The organism is Halorubrum californiense DSM 19288 (genome assembly GCF_000336875.1).
Taxonomy (GTDB): Archaea; Halobacteriota; Halobacteria; order Halobacteriales; family Haloferacaceae; genus Halorubrum; species Halorubrum californiense.
Window position 1 is genome coordinate 55,139 of sequence record NZ_AOJK01000021.1, and the last position, 22,960, is coordinate 78,098.

The following is a 22,960-nucleotide window of genomic DNA, read 5'->3' on the forward strand; positions in this document are numbered from 1 at the left end:
GCCGGGGCGACCTCGGGCCACGGCGGGGGTCTCGGCTCAGAACGGCTGCCAGTCGGAGGGTTGCCCGACGCGGCCGCGGACGCGGAACTCCCGGTCGTCGTCGTCGACGCGGGTCTCGACGACGACCTCGAACGGCTCGTGGAGGGTGTGGACGACCTGTTCGTCGTGGGCGGTCGAGCCGACGACGCCGACGAAGGGCCACCCCTCGCCGGAGGCCTGAGAGGTCATCACCCGGGTGAACCGGTAGATTCGCTCCGGGTCCCAGTACATCAACAACTGGGACAGCGAGTAGACGCCGACGGCGCGCTCGCGTCCGGTGGAGGACTCGACGACGTCGGTGAACTTGATCCCGATGTCCGTGAGGTTGCCCGCGCTGGCGACGTACTTCGTCGTCGGCGTGTCCTCGCGCTTGTCGCCCTGCTCGTGGGTGACGCAGTCGATGACGATAACGTCGTCGCCGTCCTCGCCGGTGAGTTCCTCGTAGTCGCCGCGGACCTTCTCCGCGGTCCGCCCCGTCGAGATGACGACCGGGCCGTCGGCCCACGTCGCGAGCAGCCGGTTGAACAGGTCGTACTTCCCGCTCATCGGGGGACCGCTGATGAGGACGCTGTCGGCACCGCGGACAGCGTCGGGAAGCAGAGTCATTTGATGAACGTGAGAGAGTGTTCGGTAAAACTCTTCCGAGGGATCACTTTCGGAGCATGGAAGGGAGGTCGAGCGAGGACGGCGGGCCCTCCCGCGGCCCGTCGGTCAGTGTCAGCTCGCGTATCGCGCCGGGGAGCGCGGCGGGGACCGGCGCGTCGCGCGGCGCCCCGGTGCCGTCGACGAGCGACTCCCAGACGGCCTCGTCGGTGGAGTCGTCCCGCTCCGCTTTCGCCTCCAGCGCCTTCGTCCGCCCCTCGTCGTACGCCAGCTCCACGATGCTCCGGTCGTAGCTCCCCGGGAACGCCGCCAGCACCCGGTCGAGTTCGTCCGGGCGGGCGCTGTCGACGCCGGCGGCGACGCCCAGCGCGAAGGCGCGCTCGACGGCCTCCTCCCGCGAGAGGTCGTCCCACTCCGTGCCGAACGTGCGGTCGTACATCAGTGGGTCACCGTCGCCGCCGAGCCGACGCGGAGCCCGCCGTCGGTGAACTCCACGTCTTGGATGTCGGTGTCGACGTCCGTCCCCCGCATCTTCAGCACTTGGACCCCGCGCTGCATCCCCTCGTCTTCGAGGTAGTTGTGCATGAAGACGACGCCGTGCGCGAGGTAGTGTTCCTCCGAGTAGGCGCTCGGGTCGGTCATCTCGGAGATCAGAAGCGTCGTGGCGTCGGTCCGCTTCAGCGAGGAGAGCAGCTGGATCATCGTGTCCTCGTCGTCGTCGAGGAGGAACCGCAACAGCATGGTGGAGTCGAAGACGACGCGGTCGATGTCGCGGGAGTTGATGAACCCGGTGAGCCGGTTGGTGACGCCCGAGCGGTCGCGGCGGTCGCCGGGGAGGCCGAAGAAGCGTCGCCCGTCCGACGAGAAGGAGTCGAGGAAAGTGACGCGGTCGGAGTCGAGCGCGCGGTCGAACCCGAAGTCGTAGCCGCTCATGTCCTCGCGGATCCCCTCCTTCGTCTCGTGCATGCTGATGTACAGGATGTCCTCGCCGTTCCGGGCACCTTGGGCCGCGAACTGCGAACAGAAGGTCGTTTTGCCGCTCCCGGGTGGACCGCTGACCACGTACAGTCGGTCCTCGGGGAACCCCCCGTCGACGATGTCGTCGAACCCCGGGACGCCGCTTGAGACGCGCATACGTACGAACCCGTTGGGCGGCCGATAAGCGTTGGCACCCGGTTCTCACCCGTGAGAACCGACGCGGTCGGCGACGGTCGGCGCCGCTCCGTCGCCGCGGGGCGAGTCGGTCCGGCCGTCGAACCGCCGCCGCGCGAGCGATCGAGTCGGTCCGGCTACGCTTCCGCGGGCTCGACGTCGTCAAGTTCGGCGGCGAGCGCGTCGTCGACGTCCGGCGAGACCCACACGACGAACCGGTCGTCGGACTTGACGATGCCGCGGACGCCCTCGTCCTCGACCGTCGTGCTCTGGTCGACGTCCTCCGGCGAGACGTCGCGGACCTGGAACACCTCGTCGACCATCCAGCCGACGGTGCCGCCCTCGTCGATCTCGGCGTCGTCGAACACGACGATCCGCTCGCGCGGGCCGTCCTCGTCGATGTCGAACAGCGTCTTCGGGTCCACGATCGTCGTCGTCCGGCCGCGGAGGTCCATCACGCCCTCGACGTGGTCCGGCGAGTTGGGGATCCGCGTGAGTTCGCCCGCGTCGACGATCTCGTCGATGACGCCGATGTCCAGACAGTACGTCCCGTCTCCGAGCCCGAACTCCAACACCTTGGTCGGTTCGGCGTCCGCCTCTGTTGCTGCCATGCCCGTAGGTGTGGTGAACCGACAAATAATCGTGTCCCCTGAATTATCAGGGGTGATTACTGGGTCCGTGGATTTATGCTGATTCTGGGCGCGCTGTGGTACATGAGCAGGACGACGGATCGGCGCGGCGGTCGGGACGGGTCGCCGCGGGTGGTGGTCGTCGACGACTCACCGTTCATGCGGGGACTGATAAGCGACCTCTTGGACGACGCCGGGGTCGCGGTCGTCGGCGAAGCGGGGGATGGGGAGGAGGCGCTCTCGGTGGTCGCCGAGACGCGCCCCGACGTCGTGACGATGGACGTCGAGATGCCCGGGATGGGCGGGCTCGAAGCCGTCGAGCGGCTGATGGAGGAGACGCCGACGCCGGTGTTGATGCTGTCGGCGCACACGGACGAGGGCGCCGAGGTGACCTTCGAGGCGCTGGACCGGGGAGCGGTCGACTTCTTCGCGAAGCCCGGCGGCGAGGTGTCGACGGGCGTCTCGCGGGAGTCCGAGCGCCTCGTCGAGGCGGTCCGCTCGGTCGCGGGCGCCGACCTCGACGCCGCGACCCGCGAGCGCGACGAGCCGAGTTCCGCGGCCTCGCGCTCGCCGGACGCCGGGAGCGACGCGGACGCGGACGACGTCGACGGACCGCTGACCGCGGTGATCGCGGCCTCGACCGGCGGGCCGAACGCGGTCGAGCGCGTGCTGTCGGCGCTCCCGATGGCGGACTGCCGCGTGGTGATCGTCCAGCACATGCCGGAGGCGTTCACCTCGCGGTTCGCGGACCGGCTCGACGCCGCCTCCGCGTACGACGTGCGGGAGGCCAGCGACGGCGCGCGGATCGGCGCCGGCGAGGCGATCGTCGCCCGCGGCGGCAGCCACACGCTCGTCGACAGCTACCGGGCGGGGCGGCTCCGGGTCAAGCTCGACGAGGACGACGACTCCCACACGGTCACCCCGGCGGCCGACGTGACGATGCGCTCGGCGGCCGAGGTGATCGACGACCCGCTCGTCGGCGTCGTGTTGACGGGGATGGGCTCGGACGCCGCGGAGGGGATCCGGGCGATGGCCGACGCCGGGGGGCGGACGCTGGCGCAGAGCGAGGACACCTGCGTCATCTACGGCATGCCGAAGCGCGCGGTGGAGACGGGCGGGGTCGACAAGGTGTACGACCTCGACGACGTCGCCGGCGCGATCGTGGGGGGTGAGGCCTGATGGACTCCCACCGCGCCGCGTTCGTCGCCGAGGCCGAAGACGGGATCACCGACCTCAACAACGCCCTGCTCGCGCTCGAAGCGGACCCCGAGGACGCCGAGGCGATGGACGACGTGTTCCGCGTCGCCCACACCCTGAAGGGCAACGCCGCGGCGATGGGGTACGAGGGCGTCTCCGACTTCGGGCACGCCCTCGAAGACCTCCTCGACGCGGTCCGGCAGGGCGAGCGGGAGGTGACGCCCGAGCTGATGGACCTCCTCTTCGAGGGGGTCGACGCCGTCGAGTCGATGGTCGAGGAGATAGCCGACACCGGCGAGGTGTCGACCGACCCCTCCGACCTCGAATCGCGACTGCGCGAGATGGAGGAACACGGGACAGTCGGGGGCGGCGACGAGGCGAGCGACGACGCCGGAGCCGACGACTCGGCTGACGCGGACGCCGACGCCGCAGAAGACGCGGAGGACGACGCCGAGGATGGGTCCGAATCCGACCCGGACGAGGGCGCTCCCGACGTCGAGGTTCCGGAACCGCCGGCGGACGCCGCCGACCTTCCCGACCCCGTCGCGTACGCGGACGTGACGATCGGCGACGCGCAGATGCCGGGCGTCGACGCCGCGCTCGTCCTCCAAGCGATCGACGAGCAGTTCGACGGACACGTCACCGATCCCGCGCCCGAGGCGCTGGAGGGCGGCGAGTACGACGAGTCGTTCGACGCGTTCGTCGGCGGTGCCGACCCCGAGGTCGTCGCCGAGGGGCTCCGGGCGCTCACGCAGGTCGAGGCGGCCACGGCGGTCGCGGTCGGCGGCGAGGACGACGCCGAAGCGGCCGATTCCGAGCCGGCAGCGGCCGAATCCGAACCGGCCGATGCTGAGCCTGCCGACGCCGAACCGGGCGACGCCGGTTCGGCCGAGGACGACACCGAAGGCGCGGCGGAGCCCGCCGCGGCCGATGCGGACGACGAGACCGAGCAGTCCGAGGACGCCAACCAGCCCGACGACGGCTCCGAGTCGCCGTCGGACGACTCCGGCTCCTCGGGAGGTTCCGACTCCAAGTCCGGCGACGAGATCAAGTCGATCCGCGTCGACGTCGACCAGGTCGACGAGCTGTACGGGCTCGTCGAGCAGCTGGTGACGAGCCGGATCAAGCTCCGGCGAGAGCTGGAGGCCGCCGACGCCGAGTCGGACACGCTCGACGAACTCGACAAGCTCGCCTCCAGCCTCCAGGACACGGCGATGGACATGCGGCTCATCCCGTTCTCGCAGGTGTCCGACTCGTTCCCGCGGCTCGTGCGCGACATCTCGCGGGACCTCGACAAGCGGATCGACTTCGAGATCGAGGGCGACGACGTGGAGCTGGACCGGACGATCCTCACGGAGATGCGCGACCCGCTCGTGCACGTCCTGCGGAACGCGGTCGACCACGGGATCGAGTCGCCCGAGGAGCGCGAGGCGGCCGGGAAGGACCCGACCGGGCACGTGGAGCTCACGGCCGAGCGCGAGCGCGACCACGTGATAATCGAGGTCTCGGACGACGGCGGCGGGCTCGACCCGGACCAGCTTCGCGAGAAGGCGGTCGACGAGGGGGTCAAGAGCCGCGAGGCGGTCGAGGCGATGGAAGACGACGAGGTGTACGACCTCGTCTTCCACCCCGGCTTCTCCACCGCGGAGGAGGTCACGGACGTCTCCGGCCGCGGGGTCGGGATGGACGTGGTCCGGACGACCGCGCGCGACCTCGACGGCTCCGTCTCGATCGAGAGCGAGCCCGGCGAGGGGAGCACGGTCCGGTTCCGGCTCCCGGTCACCGTCGCCATCGTGAAGGTGATGTTCGTCGACGTGGGCGGCACGGAGTACGGGATCCCGATCAAGTCGATCGCGGAGGTCGCCCGCGCTGACGACGTCGAGGAGGTCCACGGCGACGAGGTCGTCAGACACGAGGACGACCTCTACCCGGTCGTCCGGCTGAACGAGCGCCTCGGCGAGATAGATTCGACGGCGGCCGAGGCGTCCGCGGCCGCGGCGTCCGCCGACGAGACTCCCGCCGCCGACGGCGGCGTCGCGGTCGACGAGGGCCGCGACGACGACGCGGGAGGCGACGGCGGCGCGGGCGCGACCAACAACGGGATGCTCGTCCGGATCCGCGAGGAGACGCGGCAGGTCGCGCTCCACTGCGACGCGGTGCTCGACCAGGAGGAAGTGGTGGTCAAACCGCTCGACGGTCCGCTCTCGGGGACGCCCGGCCTCAGCGGCACGGCGGTCCTCGGCGACGGGGACGTCGTGGCCGTGCTCGACGTGGTGAGCCTATGAGCGGGTCGGCGGACGACGCAGAGACGGCGTTCGAAGGCGTCCTCCGGCAGATCGACGACACGGTCCCGTTCGAGCCGGGGTACTACAACGAGTCGTACCTCGACCGCCGGATCACGGCCCGGATGCGTCGGCGTGACACGGAGTCGCACGCCGAATACAAGCGCATCCTCCGCGAGGACGCCGACGAGCGGCAGGCGCTGATGGACGCGCTCACGATCAACGTGACCGAGTTCTTCCGCAACCGGGAGATGTGGGACGTCCTCCGTGACGTGTTGCGCGAGCGGACCGCGGAGCAGCGGCGCGTCCGCGTCTGGTCGGCGCCGTCGGCGGACGGCCGCGAGCCGTACTCCGTCGCGATGCTGGCCTGCGACGACCCCGAGATAGACGAGTCGCGCGTCGAGGTGCTCGGCTCCGACATCAGCGAGGAGGCGCTCGATAACGCCCGCGAGGGCGTCTACCACACGACGCGCACGACGGACATCGCGGAGGAGCTCGAACCCCTCTCCGACCCCGACAAGTACGTCGAGCGCGACGAAGACACGTTTCGGGTGCGGCCGGCGGTCCAGCGCCTCGTCAACTTCGAGACCCACGACCTGATCCGCGACGGCGCCCGCGACCCCTTCGACGTGGTGTTGTGCCGAAACCTGCTGATCTACATCGACGTCGACCACAAGGCCGCCCTCTTCGACACCTTGGAGGCGTCGCTCGCCGACGACGGCGTCCTCGTGTTGGGGATGACCGAGAGCATCCCCCCGAATCGGTCCGACCGCTACGAACCGATCGACAAGCGACGGCGGGTGTTCGGGAGGCGCTGATGTCGCTGTACCAGCACGCCCGGGACGGGAACGCGGAGCGCCTCCGGGACGCGCTCGGCAGCGACAGCGCGGCCGTCCGGCGGCGCGCCGCGGATTTCCTCGGCGAGGTCGGCGAGGAGGGCGACCAGCCGACGATCGACGGGCTGCTCCGCGCGGCGACGACGGACGACGACCCCGAGGTCCGCGGCGCGGCGGTCGACGCGCTCGACGAGATCGGCGAGGCGGCGCTCGAACAGCTCCTCGAAGAGCTCACGGGCGGCGGCGGGGACTCCGAGGCGGAGTGGGTCACCGCGCGCAAGTTCGCCCGCGCGCTGGAGGCCGACCGACCGGAGCTCCGGATGGCGGCGGCGAACGCGCTCGGGCGCCTCGACGACGCGAGCGGCCTCCAACCGCTCGTCGGCGCGCTCGACGACGAGGACCCCCGCGTCCGGCTCCGGGCGGCGCAGGCCTGCGGGACCTTCGCCGACGCGCGAGCCGTCCCCGGCCTGCGCGAGCGACTCGACGACGAGGAGCCGCGCGTGCGCCGGGCCGCGGCCAACGCGCTGGGGGCGATCGGCACCGACGAGGCGCTGTCGCCGCTGCTCGACCTGCTCGACGACGGCGACGAGTCGATCCGACGGATCGCCGCCGGCGCGCTCGGGAAGGCGAGCAACCCGGAGCCGGTCGAGCCGCTCGCGCGAGCGCTCGGCGACGAGAGCGCCGTCGTGCGCAACGCCGCGGTGTACTCGGTGATCGAGCTACTTTCGAACGTGCCGACCCAGCAGAGCCACGCGGTCCGTGATCAGGTCGTCTCGGAGCTGAAGGCCGCCGACGACGCGACCGTCGTCGAGCCGCTCGTCGAGATCCTCACCGACGGCCAGCAGTCCCGCCAGCGCCGGAACGCGGCGTGGATCCTCGGCCGGGTGGCGGACCCGGACGCGTCGCTGGCGGTGGAGGCGCTCGCGGACGCGCTCGCGGACGACGACCCACAGACCGCGCAGTTCGCGGCCACGAGCCTCAAGAGCCTCGGCGGTCCGGTCGTCGAGGACCGCCTGCTCGACAAGCTGGGCCCCGAACACGCGGAGGACGCCCGCGCGAAGGCGGTGTTCGTCCTCGGACAGATCGGCGGGCAGGAGACCTTGAACCGCCTCGAAGAGTACGCCGACGACGACAGTCAGGCCGTCAGAAAGCGCGTGTTCTCGGCCGTCTCGAAGCTGCGCGCGGGGGGTCCGTAAATGGCGCAAGAGGAGAGCGAGTACAAGATCACCGACACGCAGGCGAAGTTCGCGGTCGCGGTCCGCGAGGGCCGGAAGGTGAGCGACGTCTCGTGGACGCCGGGGCGCGTCCTCCTCTCGAACCGGCGGCTGATACTCGCCGGCAACGACGGGAAGCGGACCGTCCCGCTGTCGAAGCTGGAGCGCCTCGGCGGGCGCCACGACGCGAACCAGTCGGTCGCGCGCGTCTCCAACTACGTGAGCTTCGACCTCGGCGAGCAGGTGTTACTCGTCGCCGCCAAGGACCACGAGCCGTTCGAGCGCGACGTCTACCGCGCGCTGCTCGACCAGAAGACCGTGATGGCAAAACACCCCGCCATCGAGGGCGGCGTCGTCCAGGACACGGAGTGGGAGCAGGCGCGCGTGAAGATCGACGAGAACGGGCTCAACGCGGCCTTGGAGCGCGGCGCCTTCGTGAAGTTCGACCTCGACGACATCAGCGGGCTCGACGCGGCGAAGCGCACCGTCAACGGCGAGAAGAAGCCAGTCATCGAGGTGTCACACACCGACGACGAGGGGACGAGCATCGAGACGCACGTCGCGGGCGACCCCAACCGGATGCGGTTCGTCGAGTCGTGGCTCCGGAAGGGCGAGGAGCGCTCGTCGACGAACGTCGACCTCTCCAGCCGCGACCGCGAGGTGCTGATGGCGCTGTACTCCGGCGTCTCGCCCTTCGAGATCCCCTCGTTCCTCGGGATGGACGTCGACGACGTCGAGGAGACGTTCGAGCGGCTGGTCGACCTCGAAGTGGTCGAGGAGGTGCGGATCCGCCGCGAGGTCGCGCTCAACTCCCGCGGCCGCAACATCGCCAGCGAGGCGATGAACGAGCAGTAGCGGGGCTCGCGCTCGGCGGGCGTCGGCAATCACGAACCGTCGCCGCGTCGAACCACGCTTAAGTCGCCGCCCGGCGGAGTACGGCCATGAGCTACGAGGCAGTGCTTTTCGACCTCGACAACACGCTGTACCCGTACGCCCCGTGTAACGAGGCGGGCAAGCGGGCCGCGCTCGACGCCCTCCGCGAGCGCGGGTACGATCTGGACCGCGACGCGTTCGACGACCTGTACGCGACCGGCCGGCGCGAGGCCAAACGCGAGACGCGCACCACGGCCGCCTCCCACGACCGTCACGTCTACTTCAAGCGCGGGCTGTACCGGCACGCGGGCGAGCCCGACGCCGCCGCTGCGCTGGCGGCCGGCGACGCCTACTGGAACGGATTCCTCGCGGCGATGTCCCTCTGTGACGGCGTCGAGGGGGTCCTCGACGCCCTCGACGCCGCGGGAACCGACGTCGCGGTCGTGACGAACCTCACGACGCGGGTCCAGCTGCGGAAGCTCGTTCGCCTCGGGCTCGACGACCGGATCGACCTGCTCGTCACCTCCGAGGAGGTGGGCCGCGAGAAACCGAGCGCGCTCCCCTTTACGAGCGCGCTCGCCGAACTCGACTGCCGACCGAGCGAGGCGGTGGCGGTCGGCGACAACGTCGAGGCCGACGTCGCCGGCGCGAACGCCCTCGGCGTCGACTCGGCGCTGTTCGTCGCCGACGGCGACGCGCCCGCCGAGGGGGAACTCGACGGCGACCGACGCCCGGACTACCGGCTCGACGCCTTCGCCGACCTGACGGAGGTGGCGGCGTGACCCGCGACGGTTCCGGGAGCGATTCCGGCGCGGACGCGAACCCCGACCTCCTGCGGGAGGCGCGGGAGGCGGTCGTCGAGTACGCGCCGGCGCTCGCAGACCTGACGCCCGGACGGACCGGGAACCTGAGCGTCCGCGACGGGGACCGGGTCGCCGTCACGCCCACCGGCGTCCCGTACGACTCGTTCGACGCCGCCGACGTACCCGCCGTGTCGCTGGCGGGCGAGCGGCTGGCCGGGCGGATGGCGCCGTCGAGCGAGGTGCCGATGCACACGGGGATCTACAAGCACGACCGGCCGGGCGCGATCGTTCACACCCACTCGCCGTGGGCGACGACGATGGCGACGCTCCACCGGAAGCTCCCGCCGATCCACTACATGATCGCCGCCGTCGGCCGCGAGGTGCCGTTGGCGGACTACGCGCCGTACGGCACCGAGGAGCTGGCGGCGAACGTCGTCGCCGCGATGGCCGAGGCGGACTCCGACGCCGCCATCCTCGCGAACCACGGGCTCGTGGTGACCGGCCCGGACGTCGAGACCGCGGTCGAGAACACCCGCCACGTCGAGGACATCTGCCGGCTCTACCTGCGCGCGTCCGCCGTCGGCGAGCCGTACGTCCTCACCGACGAGGAGATGGCGACGGTCGAGGAGCGGTTCGAGAGCTACGGGCAACAGCCGGACGCGGAGTAAGGAGGGAATCGCCGACAGTCGGCCGGTTTTATAAATACACGGGCGGCTACCGGATCGGTATGACAGAGTTCGAGCCGGCGCCGGCGGTCCGCGAGACCGCCGAGTCGATCGCGACGATGGAGATCCGCGGCGCGGCGACCATCGCCTCCGCGGCCGCGGAGGCGCTCGCCGAGCAGGCCGAGGCGGCGGCCGCGTCCGGCGCGACCGCGAGCGACCCCGCGGCGTTCCGCGCGTCGATGCGCGCGGCCGCCCGCGACCTCCGCGAGACCCGGCCGACCGCCGTGTCGCTGCCGAACGCCCTCCGGTACGTCCTCCAGCGGATGGAGGGCGACTCGGTCGACGGGCTCCGCCGGAGCGTCGTCGACGCGAGCGAGGCGTTCGTTGAGCAGCTCGACCGCGCGCAGGAGGACCTCGGGCAGGTCGGCGCCAACCGGCTCGCGGACGGCGACACGGTGATGACGCACTGTCACTCCACCGACGCGCTCGCGTGTATCGAGGCCGCCGTCGAGCAGGGGAAGTCGATCTCGGCGGTCGTCAAGGAGACGCGCCCGCGCCAGCAGGGCCACATCACCGCCGAACAGCTCCGCGACGCCGGGGTCCCCGTCACGCTGATCGTCGACTCCGCGGCGCGGCGCTACCTCGACGAGGTCGACCACGTCGTCGTTGGCGCCGACTCGATCGCCGCCGACGGGGGCGTCATCAACAAGATCGGCACCTCGGGGCTCGCCGTCAACGCCCGCGAGCGCGGCGTCCCGATCATGACCGCGGCCCAGACGATCAAGCTCCACCCGGAGACGCTGACGGGCCACACCGTCGAGATCGAGATGCGCGACGAGGGCGAGGTGATCGACCCGGCGGCCCGCGGGGAGATCGGCGACATCGCGGTCGAGAACCCGGCGTTCGACGTGACGCCGCCGCGGTACATGGACGCGATCGTCACCGAGCAGGGGCAGTTCCCGCCGGAGAGCATCGTGACGCTGATGCGCGAGCTGTTCGGCGAGGGCGCCGCCGAGCCGTGGGCGGAACCATGAGCGGGCGCGACCCCGGGGGCGACGGGGATCGGCCCGACGCGCGCGACGGCGACCGACCCGCCGACCCCGGGACCGAGGACGGCGAGGGCGTCGACGACTGGGACGAGACGGTCGCGGAGTGGGACCGCGAGGTCGACGAGTGGGAAGAGGACGGTCCGGAGGCCGGGGGCGCGTCCGAGAACGGAGACGCGCCCGAGAACGGGAACGAGAGCGACGACGGAGACGAGAGCGACGACGGAGCCGGTGCCGGGGCCGAGAATGTCGATCCCGCCGTCGACCGCGACCCCGACCTCGGCCCCGACGACGCCGCCCGCGTGCCGAAGGTCGTCGCCGCGGGCCACATCAACTGGGACGTGACGATCCACGTCGACCGGCTCCCCGAACCGGACGGCGAGACGCGGATCGACCGGCTCGAACAGTCCGGCGGGGGCAGCGCCGCCAACGTCGCGGTCGGGCTCGTCGACCTCGGCGGCCAGTCGGTCGTCTACGGCAGCGTCGGCGGGGACGAGTCGGGCGCGCTGGCGCTTCGCGAGCTCGCCAGCGCCGGCGTCGACCCCGGACAGGTGCTGGTCGACGCGGAGGAGCCCACCTCGGTGAAGTACGTCATCGTCGACGGGGGCGGCGAGCTGCTCATGCTCGCGAACGACGGCGCCAACGAGTCGTTCTCCGCGGCCGGGCTCGACCGCGACACGCTCGCGGCCGCCGACCACCTCCACCTCACCGGCCAGCAGCCCGAGACCGCGGCGGCGCTCGCGACCGCGGCCGCGGAGGCGGGCGCGACCCGGAGCTTCGACCCCGGCCGGCGCGTCGCGGACCGCGAGTTCGACGCCGCGCTCCACGCGAGCGACGTGCTGTTCCTGAACGACCGGGAGGCCGACGCGCTCGCGGCGGCGACAGACGTCGACCCGTGGGAGCCCGACGACCGCGTCGTCGCGATCAAGCTCGGCGACGAGGGCGCGACCGTCCGGACGCCGCACGGCAGCGTCTCGCACCCGGGGTTCGACGTCGACCCGGTCGACACCACCGGCGCGGGCGACGCCTTCGCCGCCGGGTTCCTCGGGGCGGCGCTGCGGGAGTCGGAAATCACCGGCGACGGGTTCTCGCACGACCCGCGCGACTACCAGGTGCCGATCCTGGTCGGCAACGCCTGCGGCGCCGTCGCGACCGAGTCGGTGACCGCCCGCACCGACCTCTCGTGGGACCGCGTCCGCGAGACGATGGGCGAGTCGCCCGAGACGGACCTCCTCATCGAAGTGCGGGCCTGAGGCGGCCGGCGGTCCGACGCCAACCGCCGCGTCAGCCCTCGTAGTCGAACGCGACCGCGAGGTCGGCGGCACCGAAGAAGACGAACCGGTACCGACCGGGAACGAGGTCCGGGCAGACCCGGAAGGCGTCCGCGCGCGGGCCGTCCTCGACGAGCCCCGTCTCGGTCATCTCGAACTCCCACTCCAGCGTCCCGCCCGGCGGGACGCCGATCGCCAGGTCGTTGTAGCCGACGGTGGGGTCGCCGTCGGTGCCGCGGAGCTCGGTCCAACCGCTCTCGGTGCGGAGCTCCAGGTTGTACTTCGCCTGGCTACCGACGGACGCCGGCTCGCCGGAGACGTTGGTCAGTTCGATCCGGAACCGGGTACCCCGACCGATCGCGAGCGGGTCGGACCCGGGCGCATCGTCGCCGGGGATCACGACGCGGAGCGCGAGCGGGCCGTCGCCCCCGGCGTCGCTGCCGGCGCCGCCCCCGCCGCTCCAGTTGACCTCGCCGTCGTACACCTGCGGGTGGCGCGTGAAGCCGTCGGCGTCGCACTCGAAGGCGGCGGGGACGTTCGCCGGGTCGTGTTCGGGGCGGACCTCGCCCGCGAGACTCTCCGGGTCGCGGATCCAATCGTCGTCGCGCACCGTCCCCGTCTCGTCCCAGCCGTCGGTGACCGAGAGCCGGACCGCGTCCGGGAGCGGGTCGCTCGTGACGCGGAGCAGCGCGGCCGGGTAGGTGATCGCCTGTCCGCAGGCCACCCCCTCGTCCTGCGCCCCCAGGACCGCCGCGTCCGCGACGAGGGTCCCGTTCTCGACGGCGACCCCGTCGAACGCGACCTCGTCGTGGCAGGTGGTCGGGCCGACGGACTCGACGTAGACGAGGGCCGACGCCGCGAAGTCGGTCGCCTCGACGAACGCGGCGGTCTCCGCCGGCGCGTCGCCGAGCAGCCACGCGGCGTCGTCCTCATCGGTGAGGAGGGCACAGAAGCCGCGGCGCTCCGTCCGGCTCCACGCCGGTCCGGACAGCGCCGCGCCGACTTGGTGGACGTCGGTCTCGGGGTCCGCGTCTCCCCCGGCGTCGCCGTCGGTACCGTCGCCGCCGCCGTCCGTGCCGTCGCCGCTGCCGTCTCCGCCATCGGTTCCGTCGTCGCCCGGCGCGGGACCGCCGGCCTCGGTACACCCGGCGAGCGCGGCGACGCTACCGGTCGCGACACCGTAGAGGGCCGTTCGTCGCGTGAGGTCGGTCATACCACCGGGTACGCGGCCGATACATAAGGGCTTCGTGTAGACGTAAACGCGCGTCTCACCGACCGAGCCGGGCAATTTCGATCGCTACGATCGGCTACGCTGGATCGAACAGCGCCTCGATCCCCTCCCTGTCGAGCCCGGCTGCGAGGCCGAGCGAGAGCGCGACGCGCGCCTTCGGGGCCGGGAGGTCGCCGGCGAACGTCACGCCGTGGTCCGCGAGCGTGACGGCGCCGCCGGGGGTGCCGTACACCGGTTCCGTGGGTCCGGCGGGCGGACGCCCGGCGACGACGACGGGCACCGATTCGACCGCCTCGCCGAGCGCGTCGCCGAGCGCGCCGGTGACGTTGCCGAGACCGGTCCCCTCGACGACGACGCCGCCGACGCCCGCGTCGAGCGCGCGTTCGAGCGCCCCCGAGCCGACGCCCGTCCCCGAGTGGATCACCGGCACCTCTGGCACGTCTGCGGGGCTTTCGATCGCGTCCGCGAGCGGGTCGACTGGGACGCCTCGCTCGGGGGTGCGCACGAGGCGGGAGGCGGCGCGGGTGAACGTCGCGACCGGGCCCGCCCCCGGCGAGGTCATCGTCGACAGCGCGTTGCTGTGGCCCTTCGCGACGTCGCGGGCGGTGTGAAGCTCGTCGTCGAACGCGACGTGGACCCCGGGCGCGAACCGGTCGTCCGCGGCCGCGCGGACCGCGAGCGCGAGGTTCGCCGGAACGTCGCTGGCGGGCTCGTCGAGCCGCCGCTGCGCGCCCGTGACGACGACCGGCGCGTCGAGGTCGGTGAGGAGGTCCAGCGCGAACGCGGTGTCCGCGAGCGTGTCCGTCCCGTGCGTGACGACCACGCCGTCGGCGGGCTCGCCGTCGGTCCCGTGGACGGCGTCTCGGGCGGCGGCCGCGGTCGCGAGGACATCTCGCCAGCGGACGTCGAACCCCGGCTGTGAACACACCTCTCTCGTCGTCACCCGTGCGTAGTCGCTCACGGCCGGCACCGCCGCCACGAGGTCGTCGCCCGTCTTCTCGGGGGCCGCGCCGCCGTCGCTCGGCTCCGAGGCGATGGTGCCGCCGCAGGCGACGACCGCCACCCGCGGGCGGCCGCCGTCGGCGCGCCGGACGGTTCTGTTCGGGTCTCGGCGTCCGTCCCGGCGCCCACCGCTCAACTCCTCGCGTCGGTCGCGACGATCGGTCTCGGTCATACCCCACGTCGCTCCCCGACGGACAAAGCGGTTGGTGCCGCGGCAGTCGTTCCGCGCCCGACTCGCCGATGCGCCACGACCGCCGCCGGGTTCCGGCGGTCCGCAGCGGTCGGCCGGATCCGAGACGGTCGAACCGCCCGACACCGCCGGATCGCGGTCGATTCCGAAACAAAGTATTAGCGAGGGCGATGAACAGTTAACACGTTTCTGCGGCGGTTTTAAAACGACCCAATCGGTCGAGAAACGCCGTGAAATTCGCCGAACCCTCGTCGGGGTATATGTGGTCCCCCGTCGTACGGAGAAGCGTCCATGTCAACCCCCGCTCCAACCCAGATCGCCTCCGGTGAACGACTCGCCGGGCTGATGACCGACACGGTCAAGGCCGCCGCCTTCTGGGCGGCCATCGCCATCCCGGCGACGTACCCCGTCCTGCTGTACTCGGGGCTCGACGGCGGCACCGGACAGCTGTTCGTCGTCCTCCTGTTCGCGAACGCCCTCGCGCTCGCGCTCGGTCACGACTACAAGCGCTGACCGTCGGCGCGGGACCGCTCGCCACGCACCGACAGAATCGCCCGGCCGAACCAAACGCGCCGCGTGGACACCGGCGCCGCGCCCTCCGCCCTCCGCTCTCTCGTCCTCCCGCCTACCTTCCGCCGCTCCGTTCGTCGCTCCAGCGTTCCGCTCTCGAAGCGCTTACCTCCGCCCCGATCCGACTGGGCGTATGAGCGACGAGACCCGCGTCGAGTGGCGCGACTGGGGCCCCGAGGCGTTCGCCGAGGCCGACGAGCGCGACCGCCCGGTGCTGCTCTCGCTGTCGGCCACCTGGTGCGAGGGCTGTCACGAGATGGACGCGATCACCTACGCCGAGCCGCGGATCGCGGCCAACGTCAACGAGGGGTTCGTCCCCGTCCGCGTCGACGTCGACCGCCACCCGCGGGTGCGCGAGCGGTACAACATGGGCGGGTTCCCCACGACCGCCTTCCTCACGTCCGAGGGGAAGCTGCTGACCGGCGCGGGCTACCTCGACGTCGACGGGATGCGGCAGGTCCTCGAATCGGTCCGGGAGATGTGGGCCGACAAGGGCCGCGCGGCCGGCCGTGTCCCCCGCGCGCTCGACGCGGACCTGCCGCCCCGCGGCGAACTGACCGACGAGATAGAGAGCCACCTGGCCGGCCAGCTGGAGGCGAAGTCCGACGACGAGTACGCCGGCTGGGGGACGGACGCGAAGTTCCCGCTCCCGCGGACCGTCGAGTTCGCGCTGAAGCGCGACCGGAACCGCGCGCTCCGGACGCTCGACGCGGTCCGCGACCACCTCGCGGACGACGTCGACGGCGGCTTCTTCCGCTACGCGGGGACCCGCGACTGGGGGGACGTCGCCTACGAGAAGCCGCTCGACACGAACGCCGCCGTGACCCGCGCGTTCGCGAACGCCTTCCTCTACACCGGCGACGAGGCGTACCTCGACCCCGCGCTCGACGCCGTCGGCTTCCTCACCGACGACCTCTGGACCGGCTACGGCGTCGGCGGGAGCCTCGGCCCCGGGCTCGGCCGCGCCTACTACGCCGCGCCCGCCGCGGATCGCGCCGACCTCGACGAGCCGCGCCGCGACCTGACGGCGTTCGCCGGCGGCAACGCGCTCGCCGCGGACGCGCTGTTCGCGGTGGCCGCCTACACCGACGACGAGCGCGCCCGCGAGTACGCGGACCGGATCCTCGACGGCCTCGAACGCGACCTGATCGACGCCGAGAGCGGCGCGGTGACCCACTACCGCGGCAGCGACGAGGCCGGCGAGACCGACCTGCTGGAGGACGCCGCCCGCGTCGTCGGGGCGTACGTCCGCGCCGCCGGGGTGCGCGGCGAGGGCGCCGACGTCGCCCGCGCGGTCGCGGACCGGGCGATCGACCGGCTTCACGTCGACGGGTCGTTCGTCGACGGGCCGCGCTCGGGCCCGGGGCTGCTCGACCGGTCGTTCCGCCCGCTCGACGCCAACGTCGAGATGGCGTCGTCCCTGCTCGACTTGGCGGCGCTCACCGGCGACGAGCGCTACCGCGAAGTCGCCCGGGAGACCGCCGAGGCGTTCGCCGGCGCCACCGAGCGGCTGAGCGTTCAGGTCGCCGACTACGGAAGCCTCGCGGGGCGACTCCGACGCGAGACGACCGTCGTCGCGGTCGGGACCGAACCCGGGAGCGACCTCCACCGCGCCGCGTGGCGGGTCGCGGACCACGAGAAGGTGATCGCGCCGAACGCCCACGAGGCCGACGCGCCCGCGCCGCGGACGGTCCCGGAGGGGACCGCTGTCGTCCTCGCGGGCGACGAGGCCTCCGAGACCGCGGAAACGCCCGACGAGTTGATGGACCGCGTCGGCGACGTCATGGCCTGACAAACGAGCCCGCCCCGGACGACATGGCGGCGGAATCGTTCTCACGCCGCCGGTCGGTCGCGGCGCCGACACGAATCGTAAACAGGCGACGCGTTTATACGGGTGCCGCGGCATCCCCGGGTATGGCATCTCTCCGCGATTTGGGGCTCTCCGAGTACGAGGGCCGGGCGTACCGGGCGCTCCTCCGGACCGGGCCGACGACGGCGAAGGACCTCTCGCGGGCCAGCGAGGTCCCGATGGGGCGGATCTACGACGTGCTCAACAGCCTGGAGCAGCACAACCTCGTCCGCAGTCAGGCCGCGAGTCGGCCGAAGAAGTACGTCGCGGTCGAGCCGGACGCCGCGCTCGACCGCCTCCTCGATGAGAAGAAACAGGAGCTACAGACGCAGGCCGAGCAGTACGAGTCGGTCGTCGACGAGCTCTCGACCGAACTCGACGCCGGCGAGCCGGTCGACGGCCAGTTCTGGACCGCGGCGGTCGGCGCCGAGGAGGCGACGGACCTCCTCTTAGAGCGGATCGCCGCCGCGGAGCGCCGGGTCGTCGTGGTCGCCGGGGCGCCCGCGACCGGCTTCGACCTCGGGACGATCGGCGAGCGCGTGACCGCCGAGCTGGAGGCCGCGCTCGACCGCGGCGTGGAGATCCGGGTGCTCTTGTCGCCGGAGACGGTCGACGAGCTCCCGCGGAGCGTCGGTCGCCGGTACACCGCGGAGCTGGCGGACATGGAGGGGTTCGAGGTCCGGACGTCGCCGAACGTGGACGGGACGTTCAACGTGTTCGACGAGATCGAGGTGTGTATCGAGGTGCCGCACCCCTTGTCGGCGGACGAGCCGTTCGCGATGATCGACGTGAAGGACATCGAGTTCGCGACGAGCGTGAAAGACCAGTTCGAGCCGCGCTGGGCGGAGGCGGAGCCGCTGACGTTCGGGTAACCCGCTGGCGACGACAGTTTATGAACAGCGGTGTGGCGGCGCGTGCCGATGAGCGCCCGAAGGGCGCGAATCGCACGCGCGAGGGACGCCGCGAGCGCCCGAAGGGCGTGAGCGGCGAGGCTGGGGAGGCGAGAGGTGCGGTTGCGGTGCTGTGCGAGGCGGGACTCAAAGGGGCAGCCGCGAGGCGGGCGCAGGCGAAGTAAGGACCGCAGGGAGGGAGTGAGCGAAGCGAGCGACCGACTGAGGACCGCAGCGAGCGTGCGCCCGCCTCGTGGCTGGGGCTTTGGAGAGGTTCTCCGTCGATCTTCGGTCAACTGTTTATAACCGAGCGGCTGGGGCTTTGGAAGTGTTCGCTGTCGATCTGCGGTCAGTCGATTACGGACAACCGACGACAACGCCCGAATTCATTTAAAAAGCCCAGGCGACGGCCGCTCCGCGCACTTATCGGTCGAGTTCGCCGCGCAGGTCACCCAGCCGGACCTCGCGCTCGGCGTGGGCGTTGTGCTGGTGGATCGACTCGTCGTTCGACTGCTTCATGTGGATCACGGCGTCGTCCGAGAGGTGCGGGAACTCCTCGACGGTGCCCTCGGCGAGCGCGCGGACGCAGTCCTCGACGAACTTCGCGTCGGCGTGGGCCTCGTAGGTCATGTGGTCCTCGTCCGGGCGCTTCGCCATGTTGTAGATCCGCGCGCTCATCGAGTCGCGGGCGACGTCGATCACGTCCCGGAGGTCGACGTCCGGGTGGCCGTCGGTCGTGATCGTCAGCGTCGCGTGGCCGCGCTGGGAGTGGCCCGGCTGCGGCACGGCGTCGAGGAACTCCTCGGTCGTCTCCTCGTCGACGCCGAGCTGGGCGAGCTTGTCGCGGGCCCGCGACTCGCTCATCCCCTGCGAGCAGGGGCAAACGGTCATTCCCGTCACTTCGGCGCCGATCTCCTCGCGGGTCCCCTCCTCGGTGGCGGTCGCGCTGGCGACGATGGTCGCCGTGCTCTGCGTCTCGATGCCGGACGCCGGGGTGTCCTCGCGGGTGACCAGCTCCGCCGTCATCGACACCTCGGCGGTGGTGGTGTAGTCGTGCTTCTCGAGGAGGCGCTCTGCGGCGTCGCCGCAGACGTCCTCGACGCGGTACGCCTCCTCGCGGGTGATGTCTTCGAGGATCTCGTCGACCGTCGCGAGGTTCCGCGACATGTCGATCCCCTTGCGGCCGCTCGGAAGGTCGACGAACACCTCGAACTCCGCCATGAGGACGATGGGGCGTTTGTCGCCGCGGGCCAGCTTGACGAGCTTCTCCACGCCGGTGACGCCGACCTGTGAGAGCCCGACGGTAACGTCGGGGGACGACGCCTGTACGTCCGGCAGCTGATGGCTCATTACGAATACGATAGGGACTCCCGGGATTAGCCCTTTCGGAAGGGGGAGCTTCGTCTGGTAGTCGCGCGCGTGCGAGTCGGCCGCGCGCGGCGAGCCACGGGGACGGAGCAGAACCCCAGCCCGCCGCGTGTGTGAGGGCTCCACGCCCCGCGGGCCGTAACGCACGATTTATAACGGCGGCAGCGGAAGGTGTCCCAAGACCATGCCGAGTTCCAATGGGCCGCAGAAAGCGACTCGCGACAAGCTCTCGAACAAACCCCGCAACCGCGGCACCTCCCCGCCGCAGCGAGCGATCCAGGAGTTCGACGAGGGGTCGCAGGTCCACCTCAAGATCGACCCGAGCGTCCCTAACGGCCGCTTCCACCCGCGCTTCGACGGCCGGACCGGCACCGTCGTCGGCAAGCAGGGCTCCGCGTTCAAAGTCGAGATCCCGGACGGCGGCAAGACGAAGACCCTCATCGTCACCGCCGCCCACATGCGGGCGCAGCAGAACTGAGATGACGATCTTCAAAGAGAAGCTCGACGAGGAGTACGTCACCACCTCCGAGGCGAAGGAGATCCTCGTGGAGATCGAAGACGAGCGCGCGGCCGACGAGGACCGCGACCTCCGCTACGAGCTGGCTCGCGCGATCGAGCACGTCAACCGGTTCGCGGACCTCGACGCCGACGAGTCCCGCGAGCTCGTCGAGGAGTTGGCCGACCTCGACCAGATCGACGTGCCGACCGCCGTGAAGATCACCGATCTGCTCCCCGAGGACCGCACGGAGCTCCGCTCGGTGTTCGCCCAGGAGCGCTACTCGCTCGACGGCGAGGAGCTCGACGAGATTCTCAACGTCGTCGCGAAGTACGCCTGAACGCGGGTTCGTCCGGCCCGGCGGGGCGGTTCGCCGACGCGTTTTCTTAGATTTCCGCCCGCAGAGCGCCCCGTACGGACTAGCCCCGCGCCCGCGACCTCACCGCTCCCGACCGGCCTCGACGGCGATCGTCCCGAAGACGCGTCGCTCGCGCTCGCGGACTGCGGCCCGGTCGTCGAGCGCGCGCCGCGCCGCGGCGGTCCGCTCCCTCAGCGTCCCGAGCGGGTCGTCGCTCCGCGCGTCGAACAGTCGCCCGTTGAGCCGCACGAACGCCCGGAGCGCCGCGTTCGCCGCTCGGTTTCCCTCCGGGACGAACGCCGCGAGGACGACGGCGTCCGCGAGGTCGCACCAGCGGCTCACGACCCGGTACGGGTCGGCGAACAGCGACGTGACGAACGTCGCGAGGACGCCGTCCGCGGCCGCGACCGGCGGGCGCTCGGCATCGGCCTCGACGAGCGAGACGTTCTCCCAGCCGCGCCGCTCGACGAGCCCCGCCGCGCGGTCGAGCATCTGCGGCGAGACGTCGACGCCGACGACGCGCCCGTTCCGGCCGACGGCGTCGCGGAGCGCGGGGAGGTTCACCCCCGGTCCGCAGCCGAACTCGACGACCGTGTCGCCCGGGGCGAGGTCGAGTCCACGGACGCAGGCCTCTCGGACGCCGCCGACGGACGCTGTGGCCCGGGCGAACCAGTCGTAGACGCGGGCCCACGCGTCGTAGCCGCGGCGGATCCGACGCAGCCGACGTGGGTCGGCCGCCGCGGACTCGTCGGCCGCCCCGGAGCCGTTCCCGTCCGCCGCCGCGGGACCGCCTCCGTCGTCGTCCCGGGTCACGAGTCGACGCCGACGGCCGCCGGCGGGGTCTTCGGCCACCACCGCTCCGGTCCGTCGCGGGCGACGGTCGAGCGACACTGCTCCGAGTCCGTACAGCCCCGCGGCCGCTGGTAGGCGATCCCCCGCTCCGCGAGGTACGTCACGTACCCGTCGTCGACGCGGTCCAATTTCTCGTGACACACCCACCGGTCGCCGCACGTTCCGGCCGCGACGTTCCGGTACGGGCAGGTGAACGTCGTCTCCTCGATGCCCGCCTCGGACGCGGTCTCGTCGATCCGCACGCCGACGGAGCGGTACGCCAGCCGAAGCCGCCGGACGACCGCGCTCGGCGACGACGCGCCGAGGAACAGCCCGTGTGCGAGCGCGTACCCGAAGTCGTGGAGCAGCCGCTCGCCCCGCGTCAGCGACGCCCGGTCCCCCTCCAGCCGCGACCGGAGGGTGCCGTACCACTCCGCTATCTCGCGGACGTCGTCGCGCAGCGCCGCCGCCTCCGCGAGCGCCTCCCGCCGCTCGGTCAGGAGCGTCGGGCCGTCGGAGAGGCGGAACGACGGCACCGCCTCGACGTGTTCGAGCACCCGCTCGCGGAGGCAGTCGCCGTCCGCGTGCGCCGCGGCGCGCCGGCGGAGTTCGGGGTACCACTCCCGCGTCAGCGCGCCGTACGCGCCGTCGAGGAGGTCGTCGACCCCCCCTGGGTCCGCCGCCCCGGGGTCCGTGTCGCGGCCTGCCTCCCCCGTCTCGCCACCATCCGCCCCGCCCGTCTCGGCGGTCGCTCCCGGGAACGCCTCGACGAGTCGCACCACCTCCGCCGGCTCCGGTTTCGCCATGGTATCACGTTACACTCGACGCTCTTGAAGCCGCCCGGCGGCGGTCGCGGTCGTCCCGGCCTCGCCAGCGGTTTTTTCACCGCTCGGAGCGTTAAACGATTCATGAACCACGCCGACGGCGACGGGACGCCGGAGGACGACCGAACGGGCGGTGACGCCGCCGCGGACGCCGGGGAGACGTCGGACGAAGGCGCCGGCGGCGAGGGCGACGACGGCCCGACCGCCGTCATGCTCGACGTGTTACCCAACGGCCGTCCAGACGACGACCGCCCGCAGTCCCGCAAGTCGCCGGTGGCGTACGGGCTCGGCGCCGACTCGTTCGCGCTGTACGAGCTGACGCTCGCCGACGAGGCGGACGTCTCGGTCGGCGACCGGGTCGGGGTCGACGGCCCGGACGTCGGACGGTACAAGGAGGTGGAGTTCGACGACCTCACCCGGAACGCGGCCGCGGAGATCGAGTACGCGGCCGAGGCCATCGTCGAGGCCGACGAGGAGCGCTTCGTCGACTTCTACAACGAGGCGGGACCGATCACCCTCCGGCTCCACCAGCTGAACCTGCTTCCCGGGATCGGCAAGAAACTACGGAACGACCTGCTGGACGAGCGGAAGCGCGGCCCGTTCGAGAGCTTCGCGGACGTCGAGGAGCGCATCTCCGGGCTCCACCGCCCGCGAGAGGTGATCCTCGAACGGATCGTCGAGGAGATCCGCGAGTCCGACCTGAAGTACCGAACGTTCGTCGGCCGCGAGGAGTGAGCCGCT

The 22,960-nt window shown here is 71.8% G+C and carries 25 protein-coding genes; 16 read left to right on the forward strand and 9 right to left on the reverse strand.

Annotation, left to right across the window (positions count from 1 at the left end; all coding sequences use genetic code 11):
• Positions 1 to 36: 36 nt before the first annotated feature.
• The 4 genes from C463_RS04270 to C463_RS04285 form a co-directional block, all read right to left on the reverse strand.
• Positions 37 to 645 (reverse strand): DUF7504 family protein, encoded by a 609-nt coding sequence (locus C463_RS04270; protein ID WP_008441363.1) that lies wholly within the window; start codon positions 643 to 645, stop codon positions 37 to 39.
• Between the two features lie 43 nt (positions 646 to 688).
• Positions 689 to 1,081 (reverse strand): hypothetical protein, encoded by a 393-nt coding sequence (locus C463_RS04275; protein WP_008441373.1) that lies wholly within the window; start codon positions 1,079 to 1,081, stop codon positions 689 to 691.
• Positions 1,081 to 1,776, reverse strand: a complete 696-nt coding sequence (locus tag C463_RS04280) for an RAD55 family ATPase (protein ID WP_008441374.1) — start codon at positions 1,774 to 1,776, stop codon at positions 1,081 to 1,083. Before C463_RS04280 ends, C463_RS04275 begins: the two co-directional genes overlap by 1 nt.
• 155 nt (positions 1,777 to 1,931) lie before the next feature.
• On the reverse strand, positions 1,932 to 2,405 hold the full coding sequence (locus tag C463_RS04285) for a chemotaxis protein CheW (RefSeq protein ID WP_008441375.1): 474 nt from the start codon (positions 2,403 to 2,405) through the stop codon (positions 1,932 to 1,934).
• Positions 2,406 to 2,507: 102 nt separating this feature from the next.
• On the opposite strand from C463_RS04285, the gene cheB reads away from it, so the two are divergent.
• The 9 genes from cheB (at position 2,508) to C463_RS04330 (ending at position 12,592) form a co-directional block, all read left to right on the forward strand.
• Complete coding sequence (gene cheB, locus C463_RS04290) at positions 2,508 to 3,602, forward strand: chemotaxis-specific protein-glutamate methyltransferase CheB (protein ID WP_193365856.1); 1,095 nt, start codon at positions 2,508 to 2,510, stop codon at positions 3,600 to 3,602.
• On the forward strand, positions 3,602 to 5,905 hold the full coding sequence (locus C463_RS04295; RefSeq protein WP_008441377.1) for a chemotaxis protein CheA: 2,304 nt from the start codon (positions 3,602 to 3,604) through the stop codon (positions 5,903 to 5,905). Before cheB ends, C463_RS04295 begins: the two co-directional genes overlap by 1 nt.
• On the forward strand, positions 5,902 to 6,720 hold the full coding sequence (locus C463_RS04300) for a CheR family methyltransferase (RefSeq protein WP_008441381.1): 819 nt from the start codon (positions 5,902 to 5,904) through the stop codon (positions 6,718 to 6,720). Before C463_RS04295 ends, C463_RS04300 begins: the two co-directional genes overlap by 4 nt.
• Positions 6,720 to 7,934 (forward strand): HEAT repeat domain-containing protein, encoded by a 1,215-nt coding sequence (locus tag C463_RS04305; RefSeq protein ID WP_008441382.1) that lies wholly within the window; start codon positions 6,720 to 6,722, stop codon positions 7,932 to 7,934. Before C463_RS04300 ends, C463_RS04305 begins: the two co-directional genes overlap by 1 nt.
• Positions 7,935 to 8,807: a CheF family chemotaxis protein gene (locus tag C463_RS04310; protein ID WP_008441383.1), complete on the forward strand. Its 873-nt coding sequence runs from the start codon at positions 7,935 to 7,937 to the stop codon at positions 8,805 to 8,807.
• An 86-nt stretch (positions 8,808 to 8,893) separates the two neighbouring features.
• Positions 8,894 to 9,607, forward strand: coding sequence for an HAD family hydrolase (locus tag C463_RS04315; protein WP_008441385.1), 714 nt, complete (start codon positions 8,894 to 8,896; stop codon positions 9,605 to 9,607).
• On the forward strand, positions 9,604 to 10,296 hold the full coding sequence (locus C463_RS04320) for a class II aldolase/adducin family protein (RefSeq protein WP_008441386.1): 693 nt from the start codon (positions 9,604 to 9,606) through the stop codon (positions 10,294 to 10,296). Before C463_RS04315 ends, C463_RS04320 begins: the two co-directional genes overlap by 4 nt.
• 59 nt (positions 10,297 to 10,355) lie before the next feature.
• A complete protein-coding gene (locus tag C463_RS04325; protein WP_008441387.1) occupies positions 10,356 to 11,327 on the forward strand; it encodes a ribose 1,5-bisphosphate isomerase in 972 nt (323 codons plus the stop codon).
• A complete protein-coding gene (locus C463_RS04330; RefSeq protein WP_049905514.1) occupies positions 11,324 to 12,592 on the forward strand; it encodes a carbohydrate kinase family protein in 1,269 nt (422 codons plus the stop codon). Before C463_RS04325 ends, C463_RS04330 begins: the two co-directional genes overlap by 4 nt.
• Before the next feature lie 31 nt (positions 12,593 to 12,623).
• On the opposite strand, the gene C463_RS04335 is transcribed toward C463_RS04330, so the two are convergent.
• Positions 12,624 to 13,823, reverse strand: a complete 1,200-nt coding sequence (locus tag C463_RS04335; RefSeq protein WP_008441389.1) for a hypothetical protein — start codon at positions 13,821 to 13,823, stop codon at positions 12,624 to 12,626.
• Positions 13,824 to 13,917: 94 nt separating this feature from the next.
• Positions 13,918 to 15,015, reverse strand: a complete 1,098-nt coding sequence (locus tag C463_RS04340; RefSeq protein ID WP_008441391.1) for an asparaginase — start codon at positions 15,013 to 15,015, stop codon at positions 13,918 to 13,920.
• A gap of 309 nt (positions 15,016 to 15,324) precedes the next feature.
• On the opposite strand from C463_RS04340, the gene C463_RS04345 reads away from it, so the two are divergent.
• The 4 genes from C463_RS04345 (at position 15,325) to C463_RS18420 (ending at position 18,527) form a co-directional block, all read left to right on the forward strand.
• The gene (locus C463_RS04345; protein ID WP_049905515.1) at positions 15,325 to 15,546 is read left to right on the forward strand and encodes a hypothetical protein; all 222 of its coding nucleotides are present in this window, start codon (positions 15,325 to 15,327) and stop codon (positions 15,544 to 15,546) included.
• 190 nt (positions 15,547 to 15,736) lie between these two features.
• Complete coding sequence (locus tag C463_RS04350) at positions 15,737 to 17,395, forward strand: DUF255 domain-containing protein (RefSeq protein WP_008441393.1); 1,659 nt, start codon at positions 15,737 to 15,739, stop codon at positions 17,393 to 17,395.
• 122 nt (positions 17,396 to 17,517) lie between these two features.
• Positions 17,518 to 18,324, forward strand: a complete 807-nt coding sequence (locus tag C463_RS04355; protein ID WP_008441395.1) for a TrmB family transcriptional regulator — start codon at positions 17,518 to 17,520, stop codon at positions 18,322 to 18,324.
• A 20-nt stretch (positions 18,325 to 18,344) separates the two neighbouring features.
• Positions 18,345 to 18,527: a hypothetical protein gene (locus C463_RS18420; protein WP_008441396.1), complete on the forward strand. Its 183-nt coding sequence runs from the start codon at positions 18,345 to 18,347 to the stop codon at positions 18,525 to 18,527.
• A gap of 238 nt (positions 18,528 to 18,765) precedes the next feature.
• On the opposite strand, the gene mptA is transcribed toward C463_RS18420, so the two are convergent.
• On the reverse strand, positions 18,766 to 19,692 hold the full coding sequence (gene mptA / locus C463_RS04360) for a GTP cyclohydrolase MptA (RefSeq protein ID WP_008441397.1): 927 nt from the start codon (positions 19,690 to 19,692) through the stop codon (positions 18,766 to 18,768).
• 202 nt (positions 19,693 to 19,894) lie between these two features.
• On the opposite strand from mptA, the gene C463_RS04365 reads away from it, so the two are divergent.
• Together C463_RS04365 and C463_RS04370 are read left to right on the forward strand one after the other, a co-directional pair.
• Positions 19,895 to 20,188: a 50S ribosomal protein L21e gene (locus tag C463_RS04365; protein ID WP_008441398.1), complete on the forward strand. Its 294-nt coding sequence runs from the start codon at positions 19,895 to 19,897 to the stop codon at positions 20,186 to 20,188.
• A 1-nt stretch (position 20,189) separates the two neighbouring features.
• The gene (locus C463_RS04370) at positions 20,190 to 20,546 is read left to right on the forward strand and encodes an RNA polymerase Rpb4 family protein (protein WP_008441399.1); all 357 of its coding nucleotides are present in this window, start codon (positions 20,190 to 20,192) and stop codon (positions 20,544 to 20,546) included.
• A gap of 99 nt (positions 20,547 to 20,645) precedes the next feature.
• Here C463_RS04370 and C463_RS04375 read toward each other — a convergent pair whose 3' ends face one another.
• On the reverse strand, positions 20,646 to 21,416 hold the full coding sequence (locus tag C463_RS04375; RefSeq protein WP_008441400.1) for a class I SAM-dependent methyltransferase: 771 nt from the start codon (positions 21,414 to 21,416) through the stop codon (positions 20,646 to 20,648).
• Positions 21,374 to 22,201, reverse strand: coding sequence for a hypothetical protein (locus tag C463_RS04380; protein WP_008441401.1), 828 nt, complete (start codon positions 22,199 to 22,201; stop codon positions 21,374 to 21,376). Before C463_RS04380 ends, C463_RS04375 begins: the two co-directional genes overlap by 43 nt.
• A gap of 102 nt (positions 22,202 to 22,303) precedes the next feature.
• On the opposite strand from C463_RS04380, the gene C463_RS04385 reads away from it, so the two are divergent.
• A complete protein-coding gene (locus C463_RS04385) occupies positions 22,304 to 22,954 on the forward strand; it encodes a DUF655 domain-containing protein (RefSeq protein ID WP_008441402.1) in 651 nt (216 codons plus the stop codon).
• Positions 22,955 to 22,960 lie beyond the last annotated feature (6 nt).